Below are 17,671 nucleotides of genomic sequence, written 5' to 3' on the forward strand. Positions count from 1 at the left end.
CTCACCTGCTCACGCCGAGGGTTGCGCTCAGCGCGAAGCAATCCCGACTTTTTGTCGGCGAGCAGGCCTACTTCTTGGGCTTGTCCCCGGCGGCATCGGTGGACAGCGCCGCGACGAATGCCTCCTGCGGCACGTCCACGCGACCGATGGTCTTCATCCGCTTCTTGCCCTCTTTCTGCTTCTCCAGCAGCTTGCGCTTACGGGTGATGTCACCGCCGTAGCACTTGGACAGCACGTCCTTGCGGATGGCGCGGATGTTCTCGCGGGCAATGATTTTCGAGCCGATAGCGGCCTGCACCGGCACCTCGAACTGCTGGCGTGGGATGAGCTCTTTGAGCTTGGTGGTCATCTTGTTGCCGTAGGCCGATGCCGAATCCTTGTGCACGATCGCACTGAACGCATCCACGGCCTCACCCTGCAACAGGATGTCGACCTTGACCAGATCGGCCTGCTGCTCGCCGGCCTCCTCATAGTCCAGGCTGGCGTAGCCGCGGGTGCGGGATTTCAGTGAGTCGAAGAAGTCGAAGATGATCTCGCCCAACGGCATCGTGTAACGCAGCTCGACGCGTTCCGGCGACAGGTAATCCATGCCGCCGAGCTCACCGCGGCGGGACTGGCACAGCTCCATGATGGTGCCGATGAACTCGCTGGGCGCGATGACGGTGGTCTTGACCACCGGCTCGTAGACCTCGCGGACCTTGCCCTCGGGCCAGTCCGACGGGTTGGTCACGACGATCTCGGATCCGTCATCCTTGATGACCCGGTACACCACGTTGGGCGAGGTGGAGATCAGATCCAGGTTGAACTCGCGCTCCAAGCGCTCCCGGGTGATCTCCATGTGCAGCAGCCCGAGGAAGCCGCAGCGGAACCCGAAGCCGAGCGCCACCGACGTCTCGGGCTCGTACGTCAGCGCCGCGTCGTTGAGTTGCAGTTTGTCCAGTGCGTCGCGCAGATCCGGGTAGTCCGAGCCGTCGACCGGGTAGAGGCCCGAGTAGACCATCGGCTTGGGTTCGCGGTAGCCGGTCAGCGCCTCGGTGGCGCCCTTGCGCGCCGTCGTCACGGTGTCGCCGACCTTGGACTGGCGGACGTCTTTCACGCCGGTGATGAGGTAGCCCACCTCACCGACACCCAAGCCGTCACTGGCCTTCGGTTCCGGTGAGACGATGCCGACCTCGAGCAGTTCGTGGGTGGCCCCGGTGGACATCATCGCGATGCGTTCGCGCGGGGTGATCTTGCCGTCGACGACGCGCACGTAGGTGACCACGCCGCGGTAGATGTCGTAGACGGAGTCGAAGATCATCGCCCGGGCCGGGGCGTCGGCATCACCGGTCGGCGCCGGGACCTGCCGCACCACCTCGTCGAGCAGCTCGGCCACACCCGCCCCGGTCTTGCCGGACACCCGCAGCACGTCCGAGGGGTCGCAGCCGATGATGTGCGCGAGTTCGCCGGCGTAGCGCTCCGGGTCCGCGGCCGGCAGGTCGATCTTGTTGAGCACCGGGATGATCGTCAGATCCCGGTCGAGTGCCAGGTACAGGTTGGCCAAGGTCTGTGCTTCGATGCCCTGGGCGGCGTCGACCAGCAGCACCGCACCCTCGCAGGCCTCCAACGCGCGCGACACCTCGTAGGTGAAGTCGACGTGGCCGGGGGTGTCGATCAGGTGCAAGACGAACTCTTCGTCGTTGACCTTCCAAGGCAGCCGCACGTTCTGCGCCTTGATCGTGATTCCGCGCTCGCGCTCGATGTCCATCCGGTCCAGGTATTGCGCGCGCATCGACCGGTCGTCGACGACGCCGGTGAGCTGCAGCATCCGGTCGGCCAGCGTCGACTTGCCGTGGTCGATGTGGGCGATGATGCAGAAGTTCCTGATCTGCGCCGGCGCAGTGAACGTCTTGTCGGCGAAGCTGCTGATGGGAATCTCCTGGTGAGCGCGGGTGTCCAGCACGTGTTGTGCGCTTCCAGGGTATCGAGGGAGCACCCTTGCGACACAATCGCCGGGCTTAATCGATCCCCGGTCGCTGCGCTCCTGCCCGCCGAACCCTGACTTATGCTCGACACCATGGCGTCGCAGTGGAAGGCGTTCCAGCAGGTTCTCAAGGGCGTCCGCGACGGCGCCGAGCACCTGGTGTTCAACGAGGCACCGAAGTTCGTTCGCCAGCTCCAGACCACCGACAACGTGCCACGCACTGTGCAGCAGGGCATCCAACAAGGCATTCAGCAGGGCATCAAGCTGGGTCTGGGGGCCATTGCCGGCGCGGCCACCCCGCCACCGAAGGCGATCGCCGCGGGTCGGCCGGTGTCCAAGCACAGCGTCCCCACCGCGCACCGGGCCCGCAAGATCGTCTACGCCCCCGACCTGGACGGCCGTGCCGATCCCGGCGAGATCGTCTGGACCTGGGTGGTTTACGAGGATGATCCGACACAGGGCAAGGACCGCCCCGTGTTGGTGGTCGGCCGCGACCAACGCACTTTGCTGGGGTTGATGTTGTCCAGCCAGGACTACCACCGTGATGACCCGGACTGGATCGCCATCGGCACCGGCACCTGGGACTACGACGGCAGGCCGAGCTGGGTGCGGCTGGACCGCGTGCTCGACGTGCCCGAAGAGGGCATCCGCCGCGAAGGCGCGATCCTGGACCGGGCCCGGTTCGAGGCGGTCGCGGTGCGGCTGCGTGCCGAGTATTCCTGGAGCTGACGCGCTCGCACTTCAACAACCGATGCATCAAATCGGCGCGAGCGGGAATTCCCAGACGATGACCGCGCTACCACCCGATCCCGACCCGGCCGAGATACCCGACCTCGAACCTGGCGGCGGCGTCGCCCCCGGCGCCACCCCACCCGACTCGGCGCAGACCTCGGGGCTGGGCGAACCGGAAGCCCGTCCCAAGCACAAGTACACGCCGTCGTCGGTGACCGCGATCATCGGCCTGGTGGTGCTGATTGCGGTGTTCGTCGCGGTCGGCGTGCTGTTGATCATGAAGATCTCGGGAGTTTTCGGTTAGCCGCGTCGCCGGTCAACGCGGACGGCGCCACATGGCGGTCATGATCGGACCGTCCTCGGGCAGCGGGATCTCCCCGGTCACCTCGAACCCGAACCGCAGGTAGTAGGGAACGTTGTCGGGATTGCTCGACTCCAGATAGGCCGGCGCATGCTCGGCGTCCACCCGGTCCAGACGTGACCGCATCAGGGCATGACCGAAACCGCCGCCGCGGACCGTCGGATCGCTTCCGATCACGCCGAGATACCAATGCGGTTCCTCGGGATGGTGGTGCTTCATCAACTCGGCGACCTCCCGACCGCGGGCGGTCCGGCGCCCGAAGGCCCGCACGAAGCCGGGCATCATCAGCAACTCCTGCAGCCCGGTCTGTTTCCAGCCGCCGGGTGGATTCCACAGTGCCGCCGCGCCGACGGTGCCGGACCGCAGCGCCACCTCACTACCGCCACCGGGGAGGAAATGGTGCCGGGCCATGGTGACGAACATTCGGTCCAGCGCCCGCTGCCGGCGTTCGGCCTCGGGCAACATCCACATCATCACCGGATCGTGATAGAACGCCCGGGCCAGGACACTGCCGAGCACTTTGAGGTCGGTTCTGTTCGCGGGGCGGACATCGATGGCAGCCACCCGCTCACGATCCCACACCGCTCCCAGCGTGAAACGACGGTTGTCGGCGAAGTTCGGCGAAATTCGCGCAAACGGCCGTAGTTTCGGCATTCGGGATGCGGCGGGTCAGCGGCCCTGGGTGATGTAGGCCTGCAGGTGTTCCTGCTCGGCTTCCAGTTCCTCCATCCGGGTCTTGACGATGTCACCGATGCTGACGATGCCGGCCAGCCGGCCATCGTCGACGACGGGGATGTGTCGAACCCGGTTCTCGGTCATCAGGGCGCTGAGGTGATCCACGGTGTCGCGTGGCGTACACGTGGCGACCACCGTGGTCATGATTTCCGAGACCGGCTGGGCCAGCAGGCTGCTGCCCCGCTCGTGCAGCTTGCGCACCACATCACGCTCCGAGACGATCCCGGCCAGCCCGCCGCCGGGACCCATCACCACCATGGCGCCGATGTTCAACTCGGTCAGCCCGGCCAACAGCTCGGTCACCGTGGTCTCGGGCGAAATCGTCACCACCGCCGTGCCCTTGTTCTTCAGCACGTCCGCGATTCGCATCGGCCGCCTCCGATCGTGATCCACCTCACATCAAGGCTAAGGCGGCATCAGTCTGGACGAAAGGTATTCCGCATAACACCCGAACAGGTATATGTGGGCCATGATCGAGGTCACCCTGCTCGGTACCGGTAGCCCGATTCCCGATCCGCACCGGGCCGGTCCCTCCACACTGGTGCGGGCCGGCGGCCAATCCTTCCTCATCGACTGCGGTCGCGGTGTGCTGCAACGCCTGGCCGCGATCGGCTCGGGAGCCAACGGGCTCAGCGCGCTGCTACTCACCCATTTGCACAGCGACCACATCGCCGATTTGGGTGACGTCATCATCACCCGCTGGGTCAGTACGTTCACCCCGGACGTGCCACCGCTGCCGATCATCGGCCCTCCGGGAACCGCCGACGTGGTGGCGGCAATGCTGAAGGCCTTCGGCTTCGACATCGGTTACCGCATCGCCCATCACGACGACCTCACCGCACCACCGCCGGTCGAGGTACACGAATACACCGACGGACCGGTGTGGGATCGCGACCACGTGCACATCCGCGTGGCGCCCACCGACCATCGCCCCGTGACACCGACCATCGCGTTCCGGATCGAGCATGCCGGCGCGTCGGTGGTGGCCGCCGGCGACACCGTGCCGTGCCCCGGTCTCGATGGGCTCGCCGCCGGCGCCGGCGCCCTGGTGCACACCGTGATTCGCAAAGACCTGATCGAACTCCTTCCGCAGCAACGCATCCGCGACATCTGCGACTACCACTCCTCAGTGCAGGAGGCGGCGGCCACCGCGTCCAGGGCCGGCGTCGGGATCCTCATCCTGACCCACTACGTGCCGGCCATCGCGCCAGGCACCGAGGACCAGTGGCGGGCGCTGGCGGCCACCGAATTCGACCGGCAGATCGAGCTGGGCGACGATCTACACCGGGTCCAGGTCCATCCCGGCATGTGCGTCAAGCCAACCGGGTGACCTCCACGACCACGTCGAGATCGGTCGAACCCTCACCCGAATAGATCCCCTTGAGCGGGGCCACATCCGAGTAGTCCCGACCCACCCCGACACTGACGTACTGCTCGTTGATCTCGGTGTCATTGGTCGGGTCGTAATTCCACCAGCCGCCAGTCCACGCCTGGATCCACGCGTGGCTCTGCCCGTCGATCGTGTCGCCGACCACGGCCTCCTGCTTGGGATGCAGATAGCCCGATACATAGCGGGACGGAATCCCCATGCGCCGCAACATGATCAAAGACAGATGGGCAAAGTCCTGGCATACCCCTTTGCCCTCCCGCAGCGCGTCCAGGCCCGAGGAGTGCACGCCGGTGGTGCCGGGCATGTACTCGAGCTCGCTGCGCACCCACTGCGCCACCGCCATCACCGCCTCGAACGGGTCGTGGTCCTTGGCGATCCGCTGCCCCACCCGCACGATGCGCTTGCTGTGCGGTGTGTAGTGCGTCGGGCTGAGCACCTCGTCGAATCGATCGATCACCGCCTCCGAATCCAGGTCATCCCAGCCGGCCAACTCCTCGGGCTTCTCGGCAACCTCGGTCTCGACCACCGACGAGGACGTGACCTCCAACTCGGTGTGCGGGGCGTGTAGGTCGAACGCCGTCACCGCGGTGCCCCAGTAGTCGACATAGCGATACGACCGGGTGGCCGGAACGGTCTCGACGCGGTTGAGGATCACGTTCTGCCGCGAGTCCGACCGCGGCGTCAGCCGGGCCTCGTTGAAGGAGGCCGTCACTGCCGACTTGTAGGCGTATCCAGTGGAGTGCACCACCCGTAGCCGCCACATCTAGACCTCGCCTTCCTCGATCACGACCACGTCGTCGTGGCCGGCGTCGGTCCAAGCCACCCAGGGCACGGAGTGGAAGTACTGCAGCGCCAAGGCGTCTCCGACCTCCCGGCACGTTTTCTGCAGGCCGGCCAGCCGCGCGTCCAGCGATTCCAGCAAGGCTCCCGGCTGGAGGAATTCCAGCTCGCTGCGGGCCCGGCCGAGAAGCCGCTGCGCCTCGGCAGTGGCGCCCAGCCGGTTGTGCGGCCGGTTGAGCAACTCGTCGAGGCTGTGTTCGGCCAAGCGCAGGGAATAGAAGATCGACCGCGGGAACAACCGGTCCAACAGCATGAATTCGACCACCCGGCCGGCGTCGAGCACACCGCGGTAGGTACGCAGATACGTATCGTGGGCGCCGGCCGAGCGCAGCAGCGTCACCCACGCCGGCGACGAGCCGCTGTCGCCGACCCGCGACAACAGCAGCCGCACCGTCATGTCGACGCGCTCGATCGCCCGGCCCAACAGCATGAAGCGGTAGCCGTCGTCGCGGCTCAACGTCGAATCGGCCAAGCCGGCGAACATCGCCGCGCGGCCTTCGACATAGGACAGGAACTGATGCGGGCCCAAGCGTTTTGCCGCCCGCTCCCGCTCGGGCAGTGCGTTGTAGGTGGTGTTGAGGCACTCCCAGATCTCGGTCGAGGTGACCTCACGGGCACCGCGCGCGTTCTCCCGTGCCGCCGAAACCGAGTCGACGATCGAATTGCCGTTGCTGTCGCGGCTGAACGCCACGATGTCGGTCAGCGACCAGACATCCAGACGTTCCTTGGGCGGCTCGATCCCCAGCACGCGCAACAGCGTTCGCGACGCGACATCCGGGTCGACGCTGGAATCCTCCAACAACTGATGCACCGTGACGTCGAGGATGCGTGCGGTGTCGTCGGCCCGCTCCACGTAACGCCCGATCCAGTACAACGATTCGGCATTGCGCGCCAGCATCACTACCACCCCCTATTGCTGCTGTTGTTGAGACGATGAACCGTCAAGTGCACCATCGCCATTGGTCGCCTGGGAGGTTTTGGGCAGCGAGCGCACCACCTCGGCGGCCGCCAGCTCGCGATCGGCGGCCGACGTGCGGGACGCCAGCACCCAGGTGTCCTTCGACCCGCCGCCCTGGCTGGAATTCACCACCAGCGATCCTTCGGGCAGCGCGACCCGGGTCAGTCCGCCCGGCAGCACCCAGACGTCATTACCGTCGTTGACCGCGAACGGACGCAGGTCGACATGCCGCGGCGCCAGCGTGTCGCCGATCTGGGTCGGCACCGTCGACAGCTGCATCACCGGTTGGGCGATCCAGCCGCGTGGGTCGGCGCGGATCTTCTTGGCGATTGCCGCCAACTCCTTGTCCGAGGCGTCCGGGCCGAACACGATGCCGTACCCGCCGGAGCCTTCGACGGGCTTGATCACGAGTTCCTCGATCCGGTCGAGTACTTCCTCACGTTCGGCGTCCAACCAACAGCGGAAGGTGTCGACGTTGGCCAGGACCGGCTTCTCCCCCAGGTAGTACTCGATGATGGTCGGCACGTAGGTGTAGACGAGCTTGTCGTCGCCGACTCCGTTGCCCACCGCGCTGGAGATCACCACGTTTCCGGCCCGGGCGGCGTTGAGCAGGCCGGCCACCCCGAGCATCGAATCGGGCCGGAACTGCATCGGGTCCAGGAAGGCGTCGTCGATGCGGCGGTAGATGACGTCGACCTGACGCTCGCCCTCGGTGGTGCGCATGTACACGGCGTTGTCGCGGCAGAACAGGTCGCGGCCCTCGACCAGCTCGGCACCCATCTGCCGGGCCAGCAGGGAATGCTCGAAGTAGGCCGAGTTATAGACGCCGGGGGTGAGGACGACCACCGTGGGGTCGGCGACGTTGGTGGGCGCGGCATTGCGCAGCGCCCGCAGCAGATGCGACGAATAGTCACCGACGGCGCGCACCCGGTGAGTGGCGAACAAGTTCGGGAAGACACGGGCCATGGTGCGCCGGTTCTCCATCACGTAGGACACCCCCGACGGTGACCGCAGGTTGTCCTCCAGCACCCGGAAGTCACCCGAGGCGTCACGGATCAGATCGATGCCGGCGACGTGGATGCGCACCCCGTTGGGGGGCACGATGCCCGCGGCTTCCCGGTGGAAGTGCTCACACGAGGTGACCAGCCGACGTGGGATGACCCCGTCGCGCAGGATCTCCTGCTCGCCGTAGATGTCGTCGAGATACTTCTCGAGCGCCTTGACCCGCTGGGTGATCCCGCGCTCCAGCCGCGACCACTCCGCCGCCGAGATCACCCGCGGCACCAGATCGAGCGGAAACGGCCGCTCCTGGCCCGACAACGAGAACGTGATGCCCTGATCGATGAACGCGCGGCCCAGCGCATCCGACCGCGACCGCAGTTCCGAGGCGTCCGAGGGAGCAAGCTCGGCGAAGATGCCCTTGTACGGTCCGCGGACGTTGCCGGCGGCGTCGAACATCTCGTCGAACGCCGCCGAGTAGCGGCCCAGCCGGTGGTAGCCGTCGAACACACCCTGATGCCTGACGCGACGCGACGGCGCGCCCCGTGACCCGGCCGTGGCCGACCCGTTCGACTCGGTTGCCGGCGTGCGGGCGGTTCTCGGGCTCACCGTCATCATGCTGCCGCACCGGTGGTGATTTCGCCGGGTCAACCGCACAACCCGTTTCGGCAGGCCACGGGCCGGTTGACGTGGTATCAAGGAGGTCTTGACGGCACAGATCCGGCTGTGCCCGGCGGTCGCGCTTTGGGAGTTCAGGGACCTCGCTGGTACCCTGAACAGTCGCTGCCCGCAGTGCGGGTGAGCGCACCCAGACTTCGGTAACCCCAGCGAGAAATTACGAAGGAACTTTTACGTGGCCAACATCAAGTCGCAGGAAAAGCGCATCCGCACCAACGAGCGTCGTCGGCTGCGTAACCAGTCGGTGAAGTCGTCGCTGCGCACGGCCGTCCGCGGCTTCCGCGAGGCCGTCGAGGCCGGCGAGAAGGACAAGGCCGCCGAGTTGCTGGTGTCCACCAGCCGCAAGCTGGACAAGGCCGCCAGCAAGGGCGTCATCCACGCCAACCAGGCCGCCAACAAGAAGTCGGCCTTGGCGCTGGCGCTCAACAAGCTCTGAGTCTTCGGTTCGAGCCGAAGTAGTTTTCCCGGTTCACCGGGTGGCGAGTTGCGCCACCCGGCGTACCGCTGTCTCAAGGGCGTAGTCGGCATCTGCCGCTGCGCCCTTTACGTCTGCATTGAGCGTGGCGACCACGCGCATCGCCTCGGCCACCGAGTCACGCGACCACCGGCGCGCCTGCTTCTGCGCCTTCTGCACCCGCCAGGGCGGCATCCCGAGTTCACCGGCCAACCGGTACGGATCCCCCGACAACGGCCCCACCCGCGCGATCGTGTGCACGGCCTCGGCCAACGCATCGGCCAACACCACCTGCGGTTCACCGGCCAGCATCGCCCACCGCAGAGCCTCGGCCGCACCGGCGACATCCCCGGCGACGGCCTTGTCGGCGATGTCGAAGCCCTTCACCTCGGCCTTGCCGCTGTGATAGCGGCGTACCGCGGCCGCATCGACCTGCCCGGCGGTGTCGGCCACCAGCTGTGAACACACCGCGGCGAGCTCGCGGACATTCGAGCCGACCGCGTCGAGCACCGCGGTCACGGTGTCGTCGGAAACCTTGGCCCGCAATTGCCGGAACTCACCCCGCACGAAATCCGCCCGCTCGGCGGGCTTGGTGATCCGGGCACACGGATGCACTTGCGCCCCAAGCTTTTTCAGTTGATCGGCCAGGGCCTTGGCCCGCCCGCCACCGGAGTGGATGACGATCAACACGGTGCCCGCCGGCAGATCGGCTGCGGCCGAGGCGATCAGCGCCACGGCATCTTTACCGGCCTCGGCCGCCGCCTCCAGCACGACCATGCGTTCCTCGGCGAACAGCGACGGGCTCAGCAGCTCGGCAAGCTCGCTGGTGCTGACCTCACCGGCGCGCATCCGGTCCACCGGGACGTCATCAGATCCGGCCTGCGCTCGCAGCACCCGCAGCACCGCCCCGACCGCTCGCTCGACCAGCAGTTCCTCATCGCCCAAAACCAGGTGCAGACCGTCGATCTGTTGACTCACCCGATGATGGTGTCACGTCGAACCGACAGCGCCGACCACCTGGCCCGCCAGCGTCCAGGCCAGCATGGCGAACACCAACCCGGCCAGGCCGCGACGCACCCAACGCAGCCGCCACAGCACCGTCAGCGCCACCCCGGCCAGCGCCACCGACAGCACGCCGAGTGCCCCCGAGGGCGACGGCACCGCGGCTGCGGGCAACGCCGCGGCCCAGCGCGCCACCGACAGCAACCACCACAGTTCCGGCCCGGTGAACCGGATCAGCAGTTGCGCCCCGGACGGCCAGAGCGCCATCCCTGCCGCGGCGGCAGTACCGAGGACGGTGATCGGCGGGATGACGCCGGCCACCGCGAGATTGGCCGCGATCGCCACCAAGCTGACCGTTCCGGAGATACCGGCCACCAATGGGGCCGTCACCAACTGGGCCACCGTCGCGACGCTGACCGCCGCGGCCAGTGGGCGCGGCCAGCCCCGGGCCTGCAGCCGGCCCGCCCACACCGGCGCGACGACGACGATTCCCGCCGTCGCGCACACCGACAACGCGAAGCCGGCGTCGACCGCGAGTTCCGGGGCGGCGATCATCAGCGCGACCACGCCGGCCGCCAGCGCCGGCACCGCCTGGCGCCGCCGATGGGTCAGCACGGCCAGCAGGGTCACCGCGGCCATCACCGCCGCGCGGAGCACGCTGGCCGAGGGCTGAACGACGATGACGAAACCGACCAGCCCGGCACCGGCAAGCAGCACGGCCAACCTCGGGCCGAGCACCGCGGCCGACAACAGCAACGCGCCGCACACGATCGTCACGTTGGCGCCGGACACCGCCGTCAGATGGGTCAGACCCGCCGTGCGGAACTCGGCCGTCGTCGGACCGGTGACCGCCGACGTGTCGCCGAGCACCAGCGCCGGCAACATGGCCGCCTGATCGGCAGGCAGCGCCGCCCGCGCCGCCTCCGCGAAGCGTGAGCGGATCCGCTCGGCGACCTGCTGCACCGCCGACGCCTCACCGAGCGTGGGCTGACCGGAGGCCGCCAGCACGGCCACGCTGAGGTCCTTGCGAGTCGGGCGTGCCACGTGGGCCCGGAACCGCACCGGCCGCCCGGGACCGGCCGCACCGAAGGTGCCCGGGGCGAACACCAGAACGCGACCCGACAGAATCACCTCGTCGGCTGCGCGCAGCGTGGCGAGGAACATCAGCCGACCGCCCTTGATCGGCCGCGGTGTCTCCGTGGGCACGACCTCGACCGTCGCGGCCCCGCCGTAGAGGCGCGTGATCGGATGATGCTCGACCTGATGTACCCGCAATCCGACGGCCAAGGTGAATCCGGCCGCGACTGCCGCGACCGCCATCACCGGCGCGGCCATGGACCGACGTTCGGCGACGACTGCTCGACGCCAGCCCATGGCCAGCCAGGTCAACCCGACGGCGCCCAGGCCCACCATCACCGCGGCGACGGAGTTCCAGGCGATGCCGACCGCCGACACCGACCATGCGGTCAGGGCGGCCGGAACGATCCGCAGATCCAGGGGCTGCCGCGCGGCCCATGGCTCCCCGCCCTGGCTGTCACGCCCGGACCAGCTCACGCAGTTTCTCCAACCGCGCCGGCCCGATCCCGTCGACCTCGCCGAGTTGATCGACGCTGTCGAACCGACCGTGCGCGGCCCGCCAGGCCAGGATCGCCTCGGCCGTCACCGGGCCGACGCCCGGCAATGCGTCGAGGTCCTCAGCGGTGGCGGCGTTGAGGTCCACCGGCTCCGACGGTGCCGCGGTCGTCGGACCCTGACCCGGCTGTGGCGATGGAGCCGGGGCCTGCCCGGCGACCGAACTACCCATGGTCGTCGGTTGGCCCGGCGGCGCCTCGATCCCCACCACGATCTGTTCCCCGTCGCCGAGCCGGCGGGCCAGGTTCAGCCCGATCAGGTCGGCCCCGTCGAGCGGTCCACCGGCGGCTTCCAACGCGTCGGCGATCCGGGCCCCGGTCTGCAAGGTGACCAGGCCGGGCTTGTGCACCAGGCCGACCACACTGACCACCACCGGAGCGTCCGGGCCACCGCCTGGCGGTGTCGGGCTCGCCGACGAAACCATCTGGACCGGTGGCAGATTCGCCGAGACCACCGGTGCCGGCTGATGGCGGATCAGGGTGAAGACGGTGACCAGGATCGCCAGCACGCCCACGCCGGCCAGTGCCAGCGCCCCGGCGCGGCCCGGATCGGCGCGCGCGGCGGCCAGCCACCCCGGCCCGTCCGCTGATGCCGTATCGGGCAGCCATTTCGACAGCGCGCTCTCCGAGGCCGCGCCCGGATCCGGTTCACCTTCGCCCTCGGTTTCGGAGTCGTCCCCGGCGCCCAGGCGGCGACGGAGACGCTGCACCGACAATTCCGTTCCCATGCCCGCACGGTAGGGGCGGCACGCGACGATTCCGGGGCTCGGCGGCCGGTGCAGTGGCCGGTTGTGGATGAACCTCGCGCTGGGGATAACCAGACGGCCGGTGCGCTCACCGGCGGTGAACACTTCGGAGATAGTGTCTAGAGTCCAGCGCAGGACTGAGCAAGGGAGGCGACATGACCACAGCGGACCGTCCGATCCGGGTCATCCAGTGGACCACCGGCAACATCGGCCGACGCTCGCTGCACGCCATCATCGGCCGCACGGACATGGAGCTGGTCGGGGTATATGCCCACGGTGCCGACAAGGTCGGTGTGGACGCCGCAGAGCTGGCCGGCCGCACCGAACCCACCGGTGTCCGCGCGACGAACTCGATCGACGAGCTCCTCGCACTCAAACCCGATGCCTGCTGCTACAACCCGTTGTGGCCCAACATCGACGAGCTCGTCGCGTTGCTCGAGGCCGGCGTCAACGTCTGTTCGAGCGCTGCCTGGATCACCGGCGGCAAGCAGACCCCGCAAGACCTCGACCGCATCCGGAAGGCTTGTGAGACAGGCAAGTCCACGATCTTCGGCAGCGGCGCGCACCCAGGTGTCACCAACATGGTCGGCATGGTGCTGTCGGGGTCGTGTGAGCGGGTCGACGAAATCCGCATCACCGAGTCCGTGGACTGCTCCACTTACGAGTCGGCGGACACGATGACCGCGATGGGCTTCTCCCAGGACCCGGACACCCCGGGCCTGGCCGAGAGCGTGCGCCGCGAAAGCGAGGTGTTCGCCGAATCCGCGGCGATGATGGCCGACGCCATCGGCGCCACGCTGGACCGGATCACCTTCGACGTCACCTTCACCGCCGCCACCGCCGACAGCGATCTGGGGTTCATGAAGATCCCGGCCGGCACGGTCGGCAGCGTGTACGGCTATCACCGCGGCTGGGTGGGCGAGAAGAACGTCGTGAGCGTCGGCTTCAACTGGATCATGGGCAGTCATGTGACACCACCCAAGCCGGTGGCCGACGGTCATGTGATCCAGGTGTTCGGACTGCCCAACATGCGCACGGTGCTGCATTGCCTGCCGCCCAAGGACTGGGCCGAGCCCAGCTTCTCCGGCCTGGGCTCGATCTACACCGCGATGCCGGTCACCAACGCGGTCCCCGCCGTGGTAGCGGCCGAGCCGGGCATCCTCACCCTCAAGGATCTGCGGCCGATCACCGGCCGGTTCGCCGGATAGCGACTCGCCCAGCGTCGCGGCGGTGGAGTGTCAACCCCTAAGACGCGTCGTCGACGCTGAGGCACGCACCCACCGCGCCGCCACCGACGTGCACCGCGAGCACCGCGCCCATCTCGGTCACCGACAACGACCTCAGCTGCGGCAGCCGCTCGGTCAGCGCCGCGGCGATCTGTCCGGCGGCATCCGGATTGGCGACGTGGTGTACGACCACCTCGACGGGCCGGTCACCGGATGCCTCGACGATCTGATCGACCAGTGCGGCATGGGCTTTCGATATCGTCCGGATCCGTTGCGCGGGCACCAGCCGGCCGTCCACGTCCAGGCGCAGCAGGGGTTTGAGTGACAGCGCCGTGCCCAACCACGATGCGGCCGTACCGATCCGGCCGCCGCGACGCAGATTGTCCAGCCGGTGTACCACGATGAATGCCTGCCCGCGAGGGATCGCGGCGCGAGCCGCGGCCTCGACGGCGTCGAGTGCGTCTCCGCGAGCGGCCGATTCTGCGGCCGCCAGCGCGACGAAACCGATTCCCATGGCCGCCGCCCGCGAGTTCACCACCCGCACACTCGGGCCGATCTCCCGGGCCGCTGCCGCCGCCGAGCTGTACGTGCTCGACAGGGCCGCCGAGATGTGCACGGCCACCACGCCGTCGCCGTCACTGTCGGCCAGTGCCTGTCGATAGGTCTCGGCGAGATCGGCCGGCGAAGCACCGGCGGTGGTGGCCCGGGTCCGGTCGTGGATGTCCGACGGTATCGGATCAACGCCGTCGCGCAGGTCGTTGCCGTCATCGAGGATGTGCAACGGCACCTGCCGGATCCCCCACTTCTGACACAACTCGGGTCGCAACCGCGACGTCGAGTCGGTCACTATCCTGACCGCCATCGTCAGGCAGTGGAATTCTGTTGCGGCACACCGGCTGTGGCCAGTCCCTTGAGCATCAGCTCGGCGACTGCCCGATGGGCTTCGAAGTTCCAGTGGATACCGTCGGGATTGCCACGCCCACTGAGCACCTCGTCGGCAACCGCGGCCTTCAGATCCACCAGGGGCACATCGTGCTCGTCGGCCCAGGCCGTGATCGCCTTGACCGTGGGCTCGCGGCCGTGGTGGGCCTTGCCGTACGTGTCGGCGATGTGCACCGACGGCAGCGAGGCCACCACCGGAATGCCGGGACGGTTGAAATCGATGGCGTTACGGGTCATCTCGAGGTACTCGACCGTCAGGTGCGGGGGCAGCGCGGAGCGGGAGATCGGCGACAACCGCGGCTGCGCCCAGCCGTAACCGTCTCGCACCCACCGGCGCAGCCAGGCCGGACGCACGTACCGGATCAACTCGCGCAATGCCGTCGGCAGCGGCGAGGGCAGCGAGTCCATCCCGCTGGTGGCGAAGATGACCGCACCGGCCCGGGGTAGCGCCGCCCACGACCGCGGATCCTGAGTGGCGGCCCACCAGACGTCACGGCACGTCCAGCCGATGCGACCGATCAGCTCGACGTCCCAGCCCAACTGCTCGGCCACGATGTTGGGCCAGATCCGCGGATCGTCGGACGGCAGACCACCGGTCGGACCGAAGTACGACAGTGAGTCGGCGAACACCAACAGGACCGGCCGGCGAGCTTCGGTCTGATCAGAGGACATCGTTGGCCACCTGTGCCGAGGCGTTCCACACGTCCAACCGCCATTTGATGACGTCGAACGCGTCACCATCCGCCGCGGTGTCCTCTGAATTCCCGGACAGCTGAACCCAACTGGCATTGCCCATGCCGCCGAGCACCGGCCAGTTGTCCACCGGCAGACCGAGCAGCCCCGCGGTCAGCGCCGCGATCAAACCCCCGTGTGCCACCAACACCACCGGCCGGTCCGAGCCCTCCAGACCCCATTCCGGTTGTCCGGCAACCAGTTCGGCGACCACGGGGATACTGCGCTCGGCAACGTCGACCCGGCTTTCCCCTCCGTGCGGCGCCCATCGGGCGTCGTCGCGCCAGGCCAGCCGGGCGCCCGGAGCCGCCGCATCCACCTCCTGATGGGTCAGGCCCTGCCAGTCCCCCAGATGGGTTTCCCGCAGACGCTTGTCGACCTGGACCGGGATCCCGGCCCGGTCACCCAAAGTCACTGCCGTGTCGAGGGCGCGGCGCAGATCCGAAGACACGATCAGCAGCGGCTGCCGCTTGGCCAGCACGTCGGCGGCCGCAGCGGCCTGATCCCGCCCGAGCTCGGACAGATCGGTGTCGAGCTGGCCCTGCATCCGGCTGCCGGCGTTGTACTCGGTCTGGCCGTGGCGCAGCAGCACCAGCCGCCGGACCCTCATCGCGTCCTCATTCGCCGGGCTCCGCCGGGACGTCCAGGTCGACCGGAACCGTCGGGCAGTCGCGCCACAGCCGGTCCAGGGCATAGAAATCGCGCTCGTCCTGGTGCTGGATGTGCACCACGACGTCGACGTAGTCGAGCAGCGTCCAGCGGCCTTCGCGGGTGCCCTCGCGGCGGGCGGGTTTGTAACCGGCCTGCCGCATCTTCTCCTCGACCTCGTCGACGATCGCGTTGACCTGCCGTTCGTTGGAGGCCGAGGCGATCACGAAGCAGTCGGTGATCACCAGTTGACCCGAGACGTCGATCACCACCACGTCATCGGCGAGCTTGGCCGCGGCAGCCTGCGCCGCCACCGTCGCCATCTCGACGGCCTCGGCGGTGGCGCTCATCGGGTCACCGCCGGGCTGCTCGCGGCGTACAGCCCGCGCTTGGCCACGTACTGCACCACGCCGTCCGGCACCAGGTACCAGATCGGGCGCTCCTCGGCGGCCCGTTGGCGGCAGTCGCTGGACGAGATGGCCAGCGCGGGGACCTCGACCAAGGTCAACCTGTCCGGCGGCAGCTCGCGCAGTGCTTCCTCGATGTGTTCGCCGTCCAGCTCGTATCCCGGTCGGCTCACGCCGACGAATCTCGCCATGGAAAACATGTCCTCCCAGTTCTGCCAGGACAGGATCGATGCCAGGGCATCGGCTCCGGTGATGAAATACAGGTCGGTGTCGGCGTTGAGTTGACGCAGATCGCGCAGGGTGTCCTTGGTGTAGGTGGCCCCGCCGCGGTCGATGTCGACCCGGCTGACCGAGAACCGCGGATTCGAGGCGGTCGCGATCACCGTCATCAGGTAGCGATCCTCGGCGGCACTGACCTTCCGGTCGTGCTTCTGCCAGGGCTGCCCGGTCGGGACGAACACCACCTCGTCGAGCTCGAACAGATCGGCCACCTCACTGGCGGCGACCAGGTGCCCGTTATGGATGGGATCGAACGTCCCACCCATCACCCCCAACCTGCGCCGTGTTGCCACGAACAGGGAGCTTACGGCAGCGTCGAGGTGAGGTCAGACCGGTAGCAGCCCGTCGATCACCGCGGCGAGTTGTTTGGCCGACCGGCACTCGTGCATCGGGATGACCTCGAGGTACTTGGGCACCGCGGAATCCCCGCTGCCCCACAGGTGCTTGGGTTCAGGGTTGAGCCAGTGGGCGTGCCGACTGGCCGACACCATGTGCGCCAGCAGGCCGGATTCCGGATTGCGGTAGTTGTTGCGTCCGTCGCCCAGCACCAGCAGCGAACTGCGTGGCGACAGTACGTTCGGGTACTTGTCGAGGAAGGACGCGAACGCGTGCCCGTAGTCGGAGTGCCCGTCACGGGTGTAGACGCCCGCCTCCCGGGTGATGCGCTGCACCGCGACCGCCAGGTCGGCCTCCGGCCCGAACATGTCGGTGACCTCGTCGGTGGTGTCGATGAAGGCGAAGACCCGCACCCGGGAGAACTGCTGGCGTAGCGCCGAGACCAGCATCAGGGTGAAGTGGCTGAAACCGGCCACCGATCCGGACACGTCGCACAGCACCACGAGTTCGGGACGGGCCGGGTGGGGCTTCTTGAGCACCACGTCGATCGGCACGCCGCCGGTGGACATCGATTTGCGCAGGGTCTTGCGCAGGTCGATCTCCCCGGAGCCG

Annotated in this window: 20 protein-coding genes; 5 read left to right on the top strand and 15 right to left on the bottom strand. The window is 68.0% G+C overall.

Annotated features, from left to right (window positions below; genetic code table 11):
- Window positions 1–67: 67 nt before the first annotated feature.
- Window positions 68–1,942, bottom strand: a complete 1,875-nt coding sequence (lepA, locus tag A5733_RS12875; RefSeq protein WP_076240382.1) for a translation elongation factor 4 — start codon at window positions 1,940–1,942, stop codon at window positions 68–70.
- Window positions 1,943–2,056: 114 nt separating this feature from the next.
- On the opposite strand from lepA, the gene A5733_RS12880 reads away from it, so the two are divergent.
- Window positions 2,057–2,692 carry a type II toxin-antitoxin system PemK/MazF family toxin gene (locus A5733_RS12880; protein WP_142253966.1) on the top strand — a complete coding sequence of 212 codons (636 nt, stop codon included), beginning with the start codon at window positions 2,057–2,059 and terminating at the stop codon, window positions 2,690–2,692.
- 58 nt (window positions 2,693–2,750) lie between these two features.
- The gene (locus tag A5733_RS12885; protein WP_067769042.1) at window positions 2,751–2,999 is read left to right on the top strand and encodes a DUF6480 family protein; all 249 of its coding nucleotides are present in this window, start codon (window positions 2,751–2,753) and stop codon (window positions 2,997–2,999) included.
- 12 nt (window positions 3,000–3,011) lie between these two features.
- On the opposite strand, the gene A5733_RS12890 is transcribed toward A5733_RS12885, so the two are convergent.
- Complete coding sequence (locus tag A5733_RS12890) at window positions 3,012–3,620, bottom strand: GNAT family N-acetyltransferase (protein WP_142253975.1); 609 nt, start codon at window positions 3,618–3,620, stop codon at window positions 3,012–3,014.
- Between the two features lie 105 nt (window positions 3,621–3,725).
- On the bottom strand, window positions 3,726–4,160 hold the full coding sequence (locus tag A5733_RS12895) for a CBS domain-containing protein (protein WP_067769040.1): 435 nt from the start codon (window positions 4,158–4,160) through the stop codon (window positions 3,726–3,728).
- Window positions 4,161–4,260: 100 nt separating this feature from the next.
- Here A5733_RS12895 and A5733_RS12900 point away from each other — a divergent pair, with 100 nt between their 5' ends.
- On the top strand, window positions 4,261–5,121 hold the full coding sequence (locus tag A5733_RS12900) for a ribonuclease Z (RefSeq protein ID WP_076240405.1): 861 nt from the start codon (window positions 4,261–4,263) through the stop codon (window positions 5,119–5,121).
- Here the strand turns inward: A5733_RS12900 and A5733_RS12905 are convergent.
- The 3 genes from A5733_RS12905 to A5733_RS12915 are packed head-to-tail and all read right to left on the bottom strand — an operon-like array spanning window position 5,105 to window position 8,596.
- Window positions 5,105–5,944, bottom strand: a complete 840-nt coding sequence (locus tag A5733_RS12905; protein WP_076240384.1) for a transglutaminase family protein — start codon at window positions 5,942–5,944, stop codon at window positions 5,105–5,107. The genes A5733_RS12900 and A5733_RS12905 overlap by 17 nt on opposite strands.
- Window positions 5,945–6,919 carry an alpha-E domain-containing protein gene (locus A5733_RS12910; RefSeq protein ID WP_067769036.1) on the bottom strand — a complete coding sequence of 325 codons (975 nt, stop codon included), beginning with the start codon at window positions 6,917–6,919 and terminating at the stop codon, window positions 5,945–5,947.
- A 12-nt stretch (window positions 6,920–6,931) separates the two neighbouring features.
- Complete coding sequence (locus A5733_RS12915) at window positions 6,932–8,596, bottom strand: circularly permuted type 2 ATP-grasp protein (protein WP_142253967.1); 1,665 nt, start codon at window positions 8,594–8,596, stop codon at window positions 6,932–6,934.
- 235 nt (window positions 8,597–8,831) lie between these two features.
- Here A5733_RS12915 and rpsT point away from each other — a divergent pair, with 235 nt between their 5' ends.
- Complete coding sequence (gene rpsT / locus A5733_RS12920; protein WP_067769032.1) at window positions 8,832–9,092, top strand: 30S ribosomal protein S20; 261 nt, start codon at window positions 8,832–8,834, stop codon at window positions 9,090–9,092.
- Between the two features lie 33 nt (window positions 9,093–9,125).
- On the opposite strand, the gene holA is transcribed toward rpsT, so the two are convergent.
- From holA to A5733_RS12935, 3 genes are read right to left on the bottom strand one after another with little or no spacing between them, the layout of a single operon-like run.
- On the bottom strand, window positions 9,126–10,076 hold the full coding sequence (gene holA / locus A5733_RS12925; protein ID WP_198938798.1) for a DNA polymerase III subunit delta: 951 nt from the start codon (window positions 10,074–10,076) through the stop codon (window positions 9,126–9,128).
- Between the two features lie 24 nt (window positions 10,077–10,100).
- On the bottom strand, window positions 10,101–11,666 hold the full coding sequence (locus A5733_RS12930) for a ComEC/Rec2 family competence protein (protein WP_076240387.1): 1,566 nt from the start codon (window positions 11,664–11,666) through the stop codon (window positions 10,101–10,103).
- Window positions 11,647–12,471, bottom strand: a complete 825-nt coding sequence (locus tag A5733_RS12935; RefSeq protein ID WP_076240406.1) for a ComEA family DNA-binding protein — start codon at window positions 12,469–12,471, stop codon at window positions 11,647–11,649. Before A5733_RS12935 ends, A5733_RS12930 begins: the two co-directional genes overlap by 20 nt.
- A 173-nt stretch (window positions 12,472–12,644) precedes the next feature.
- Here A5733_RS12935 and A5733_RS12940 point away from each other — a divergent pair, with 173 nt between their 5' ends.
- A complete protein-coding gene (locus A5733_RS12940) occupies window positions 12,645–13,697 on the top strand; it encodes a dihydrodipicolinate reductase (protein WP_076240388.1) in 1,053 nt (350 codons plus the stop codon).
- 37 nt (window positions 13,698–13,734) lie between these two features.
- Here A5733_RS12940 and A5733_RS12945 read toward each other — a convergent pair whose 3' ends face one another.
- From A5733_RS12945 to A5733_RS12970, 6 genes are all read right to left on the bottom strand, one after another.
- Entirely contained in the window at window positions 13,735–14,577 is an 843-nt protein-coding gene (locus tag A5733_RS12945; RefSeq protein WP_076240389.1) for a DegV family protein, read from the bottom strand.
- Window positions 14,578–14,579: 2 nt separating this feature from the next.
- Complete coding sequence (gene octT, locus A5733_RS12950; protein WP_076240390.1) at window positions 14,580–15,329, bottom strand: diglucosylglycerate octanoyltransferase; 750 nt, start codon at window positions 15,327–15,329, stop codon at window positions 14,580–14,582.
- Window positions 15,319–15,999 (bottom strand): glucosyl-3-phosphoglycerate phosphatase, encoded by a 681-nt coding sequence (gene gpgP, locus A5733_RS12955; protein WP_076240391.1) that lies wholly within the window; start codon window positions 15,997–15,999, stop codon window positions 15,319–15,321. Before gpgP ends, octT begins: the two co-directional genes overlap by 11 nt.
- 7 nt (window positions 16,000–16,006) lie before the next feature.
- Window positions 16,007–16,387: a ribosome silencing factor gene (gene rsfS, locus A5733_RS12960; RefSeq protein WP_067769017.1), complete on the bottom strand. Its 381-nt coding sequence runs from the start codon at window positions 16,385–16,387 to the stop codon at window positions 16,007–16,009.
- Window positions 16,384–16,998, bottom strand: a complete 615-nt coding sequence (nadD, locus tag A5733_RS12965) for a nicotinate-nucleotide adenylyltransferase (RefSeq protein WP_255376486.1) — start codon at window positions 16,996–16,998, stop codon at window positions 16,384–16,386. Before nadD ends, rsfS begins: the two co-directional genes overlap by 4 nt.
- A 51-nt stretch (window positions 16,999–17,049) precedes the next feature.
- A partial coding sequence (locus A5733_RS12970) for a VWA domain-containing protein (RefSeq protein WP_142253968.1) occupies window positions 17,050–17,671 on the bottom strand: 622 nt, incomplete at its 5' end.

Source organism: Mycobacterium sp. NS-7484, from assembly GCF_001953975.1.
Lineage (GTDB): Bacteria > Actinomycetota > Actinomycetes > Mycobacteriales > Mycobacteriaceae > Mycobacterium.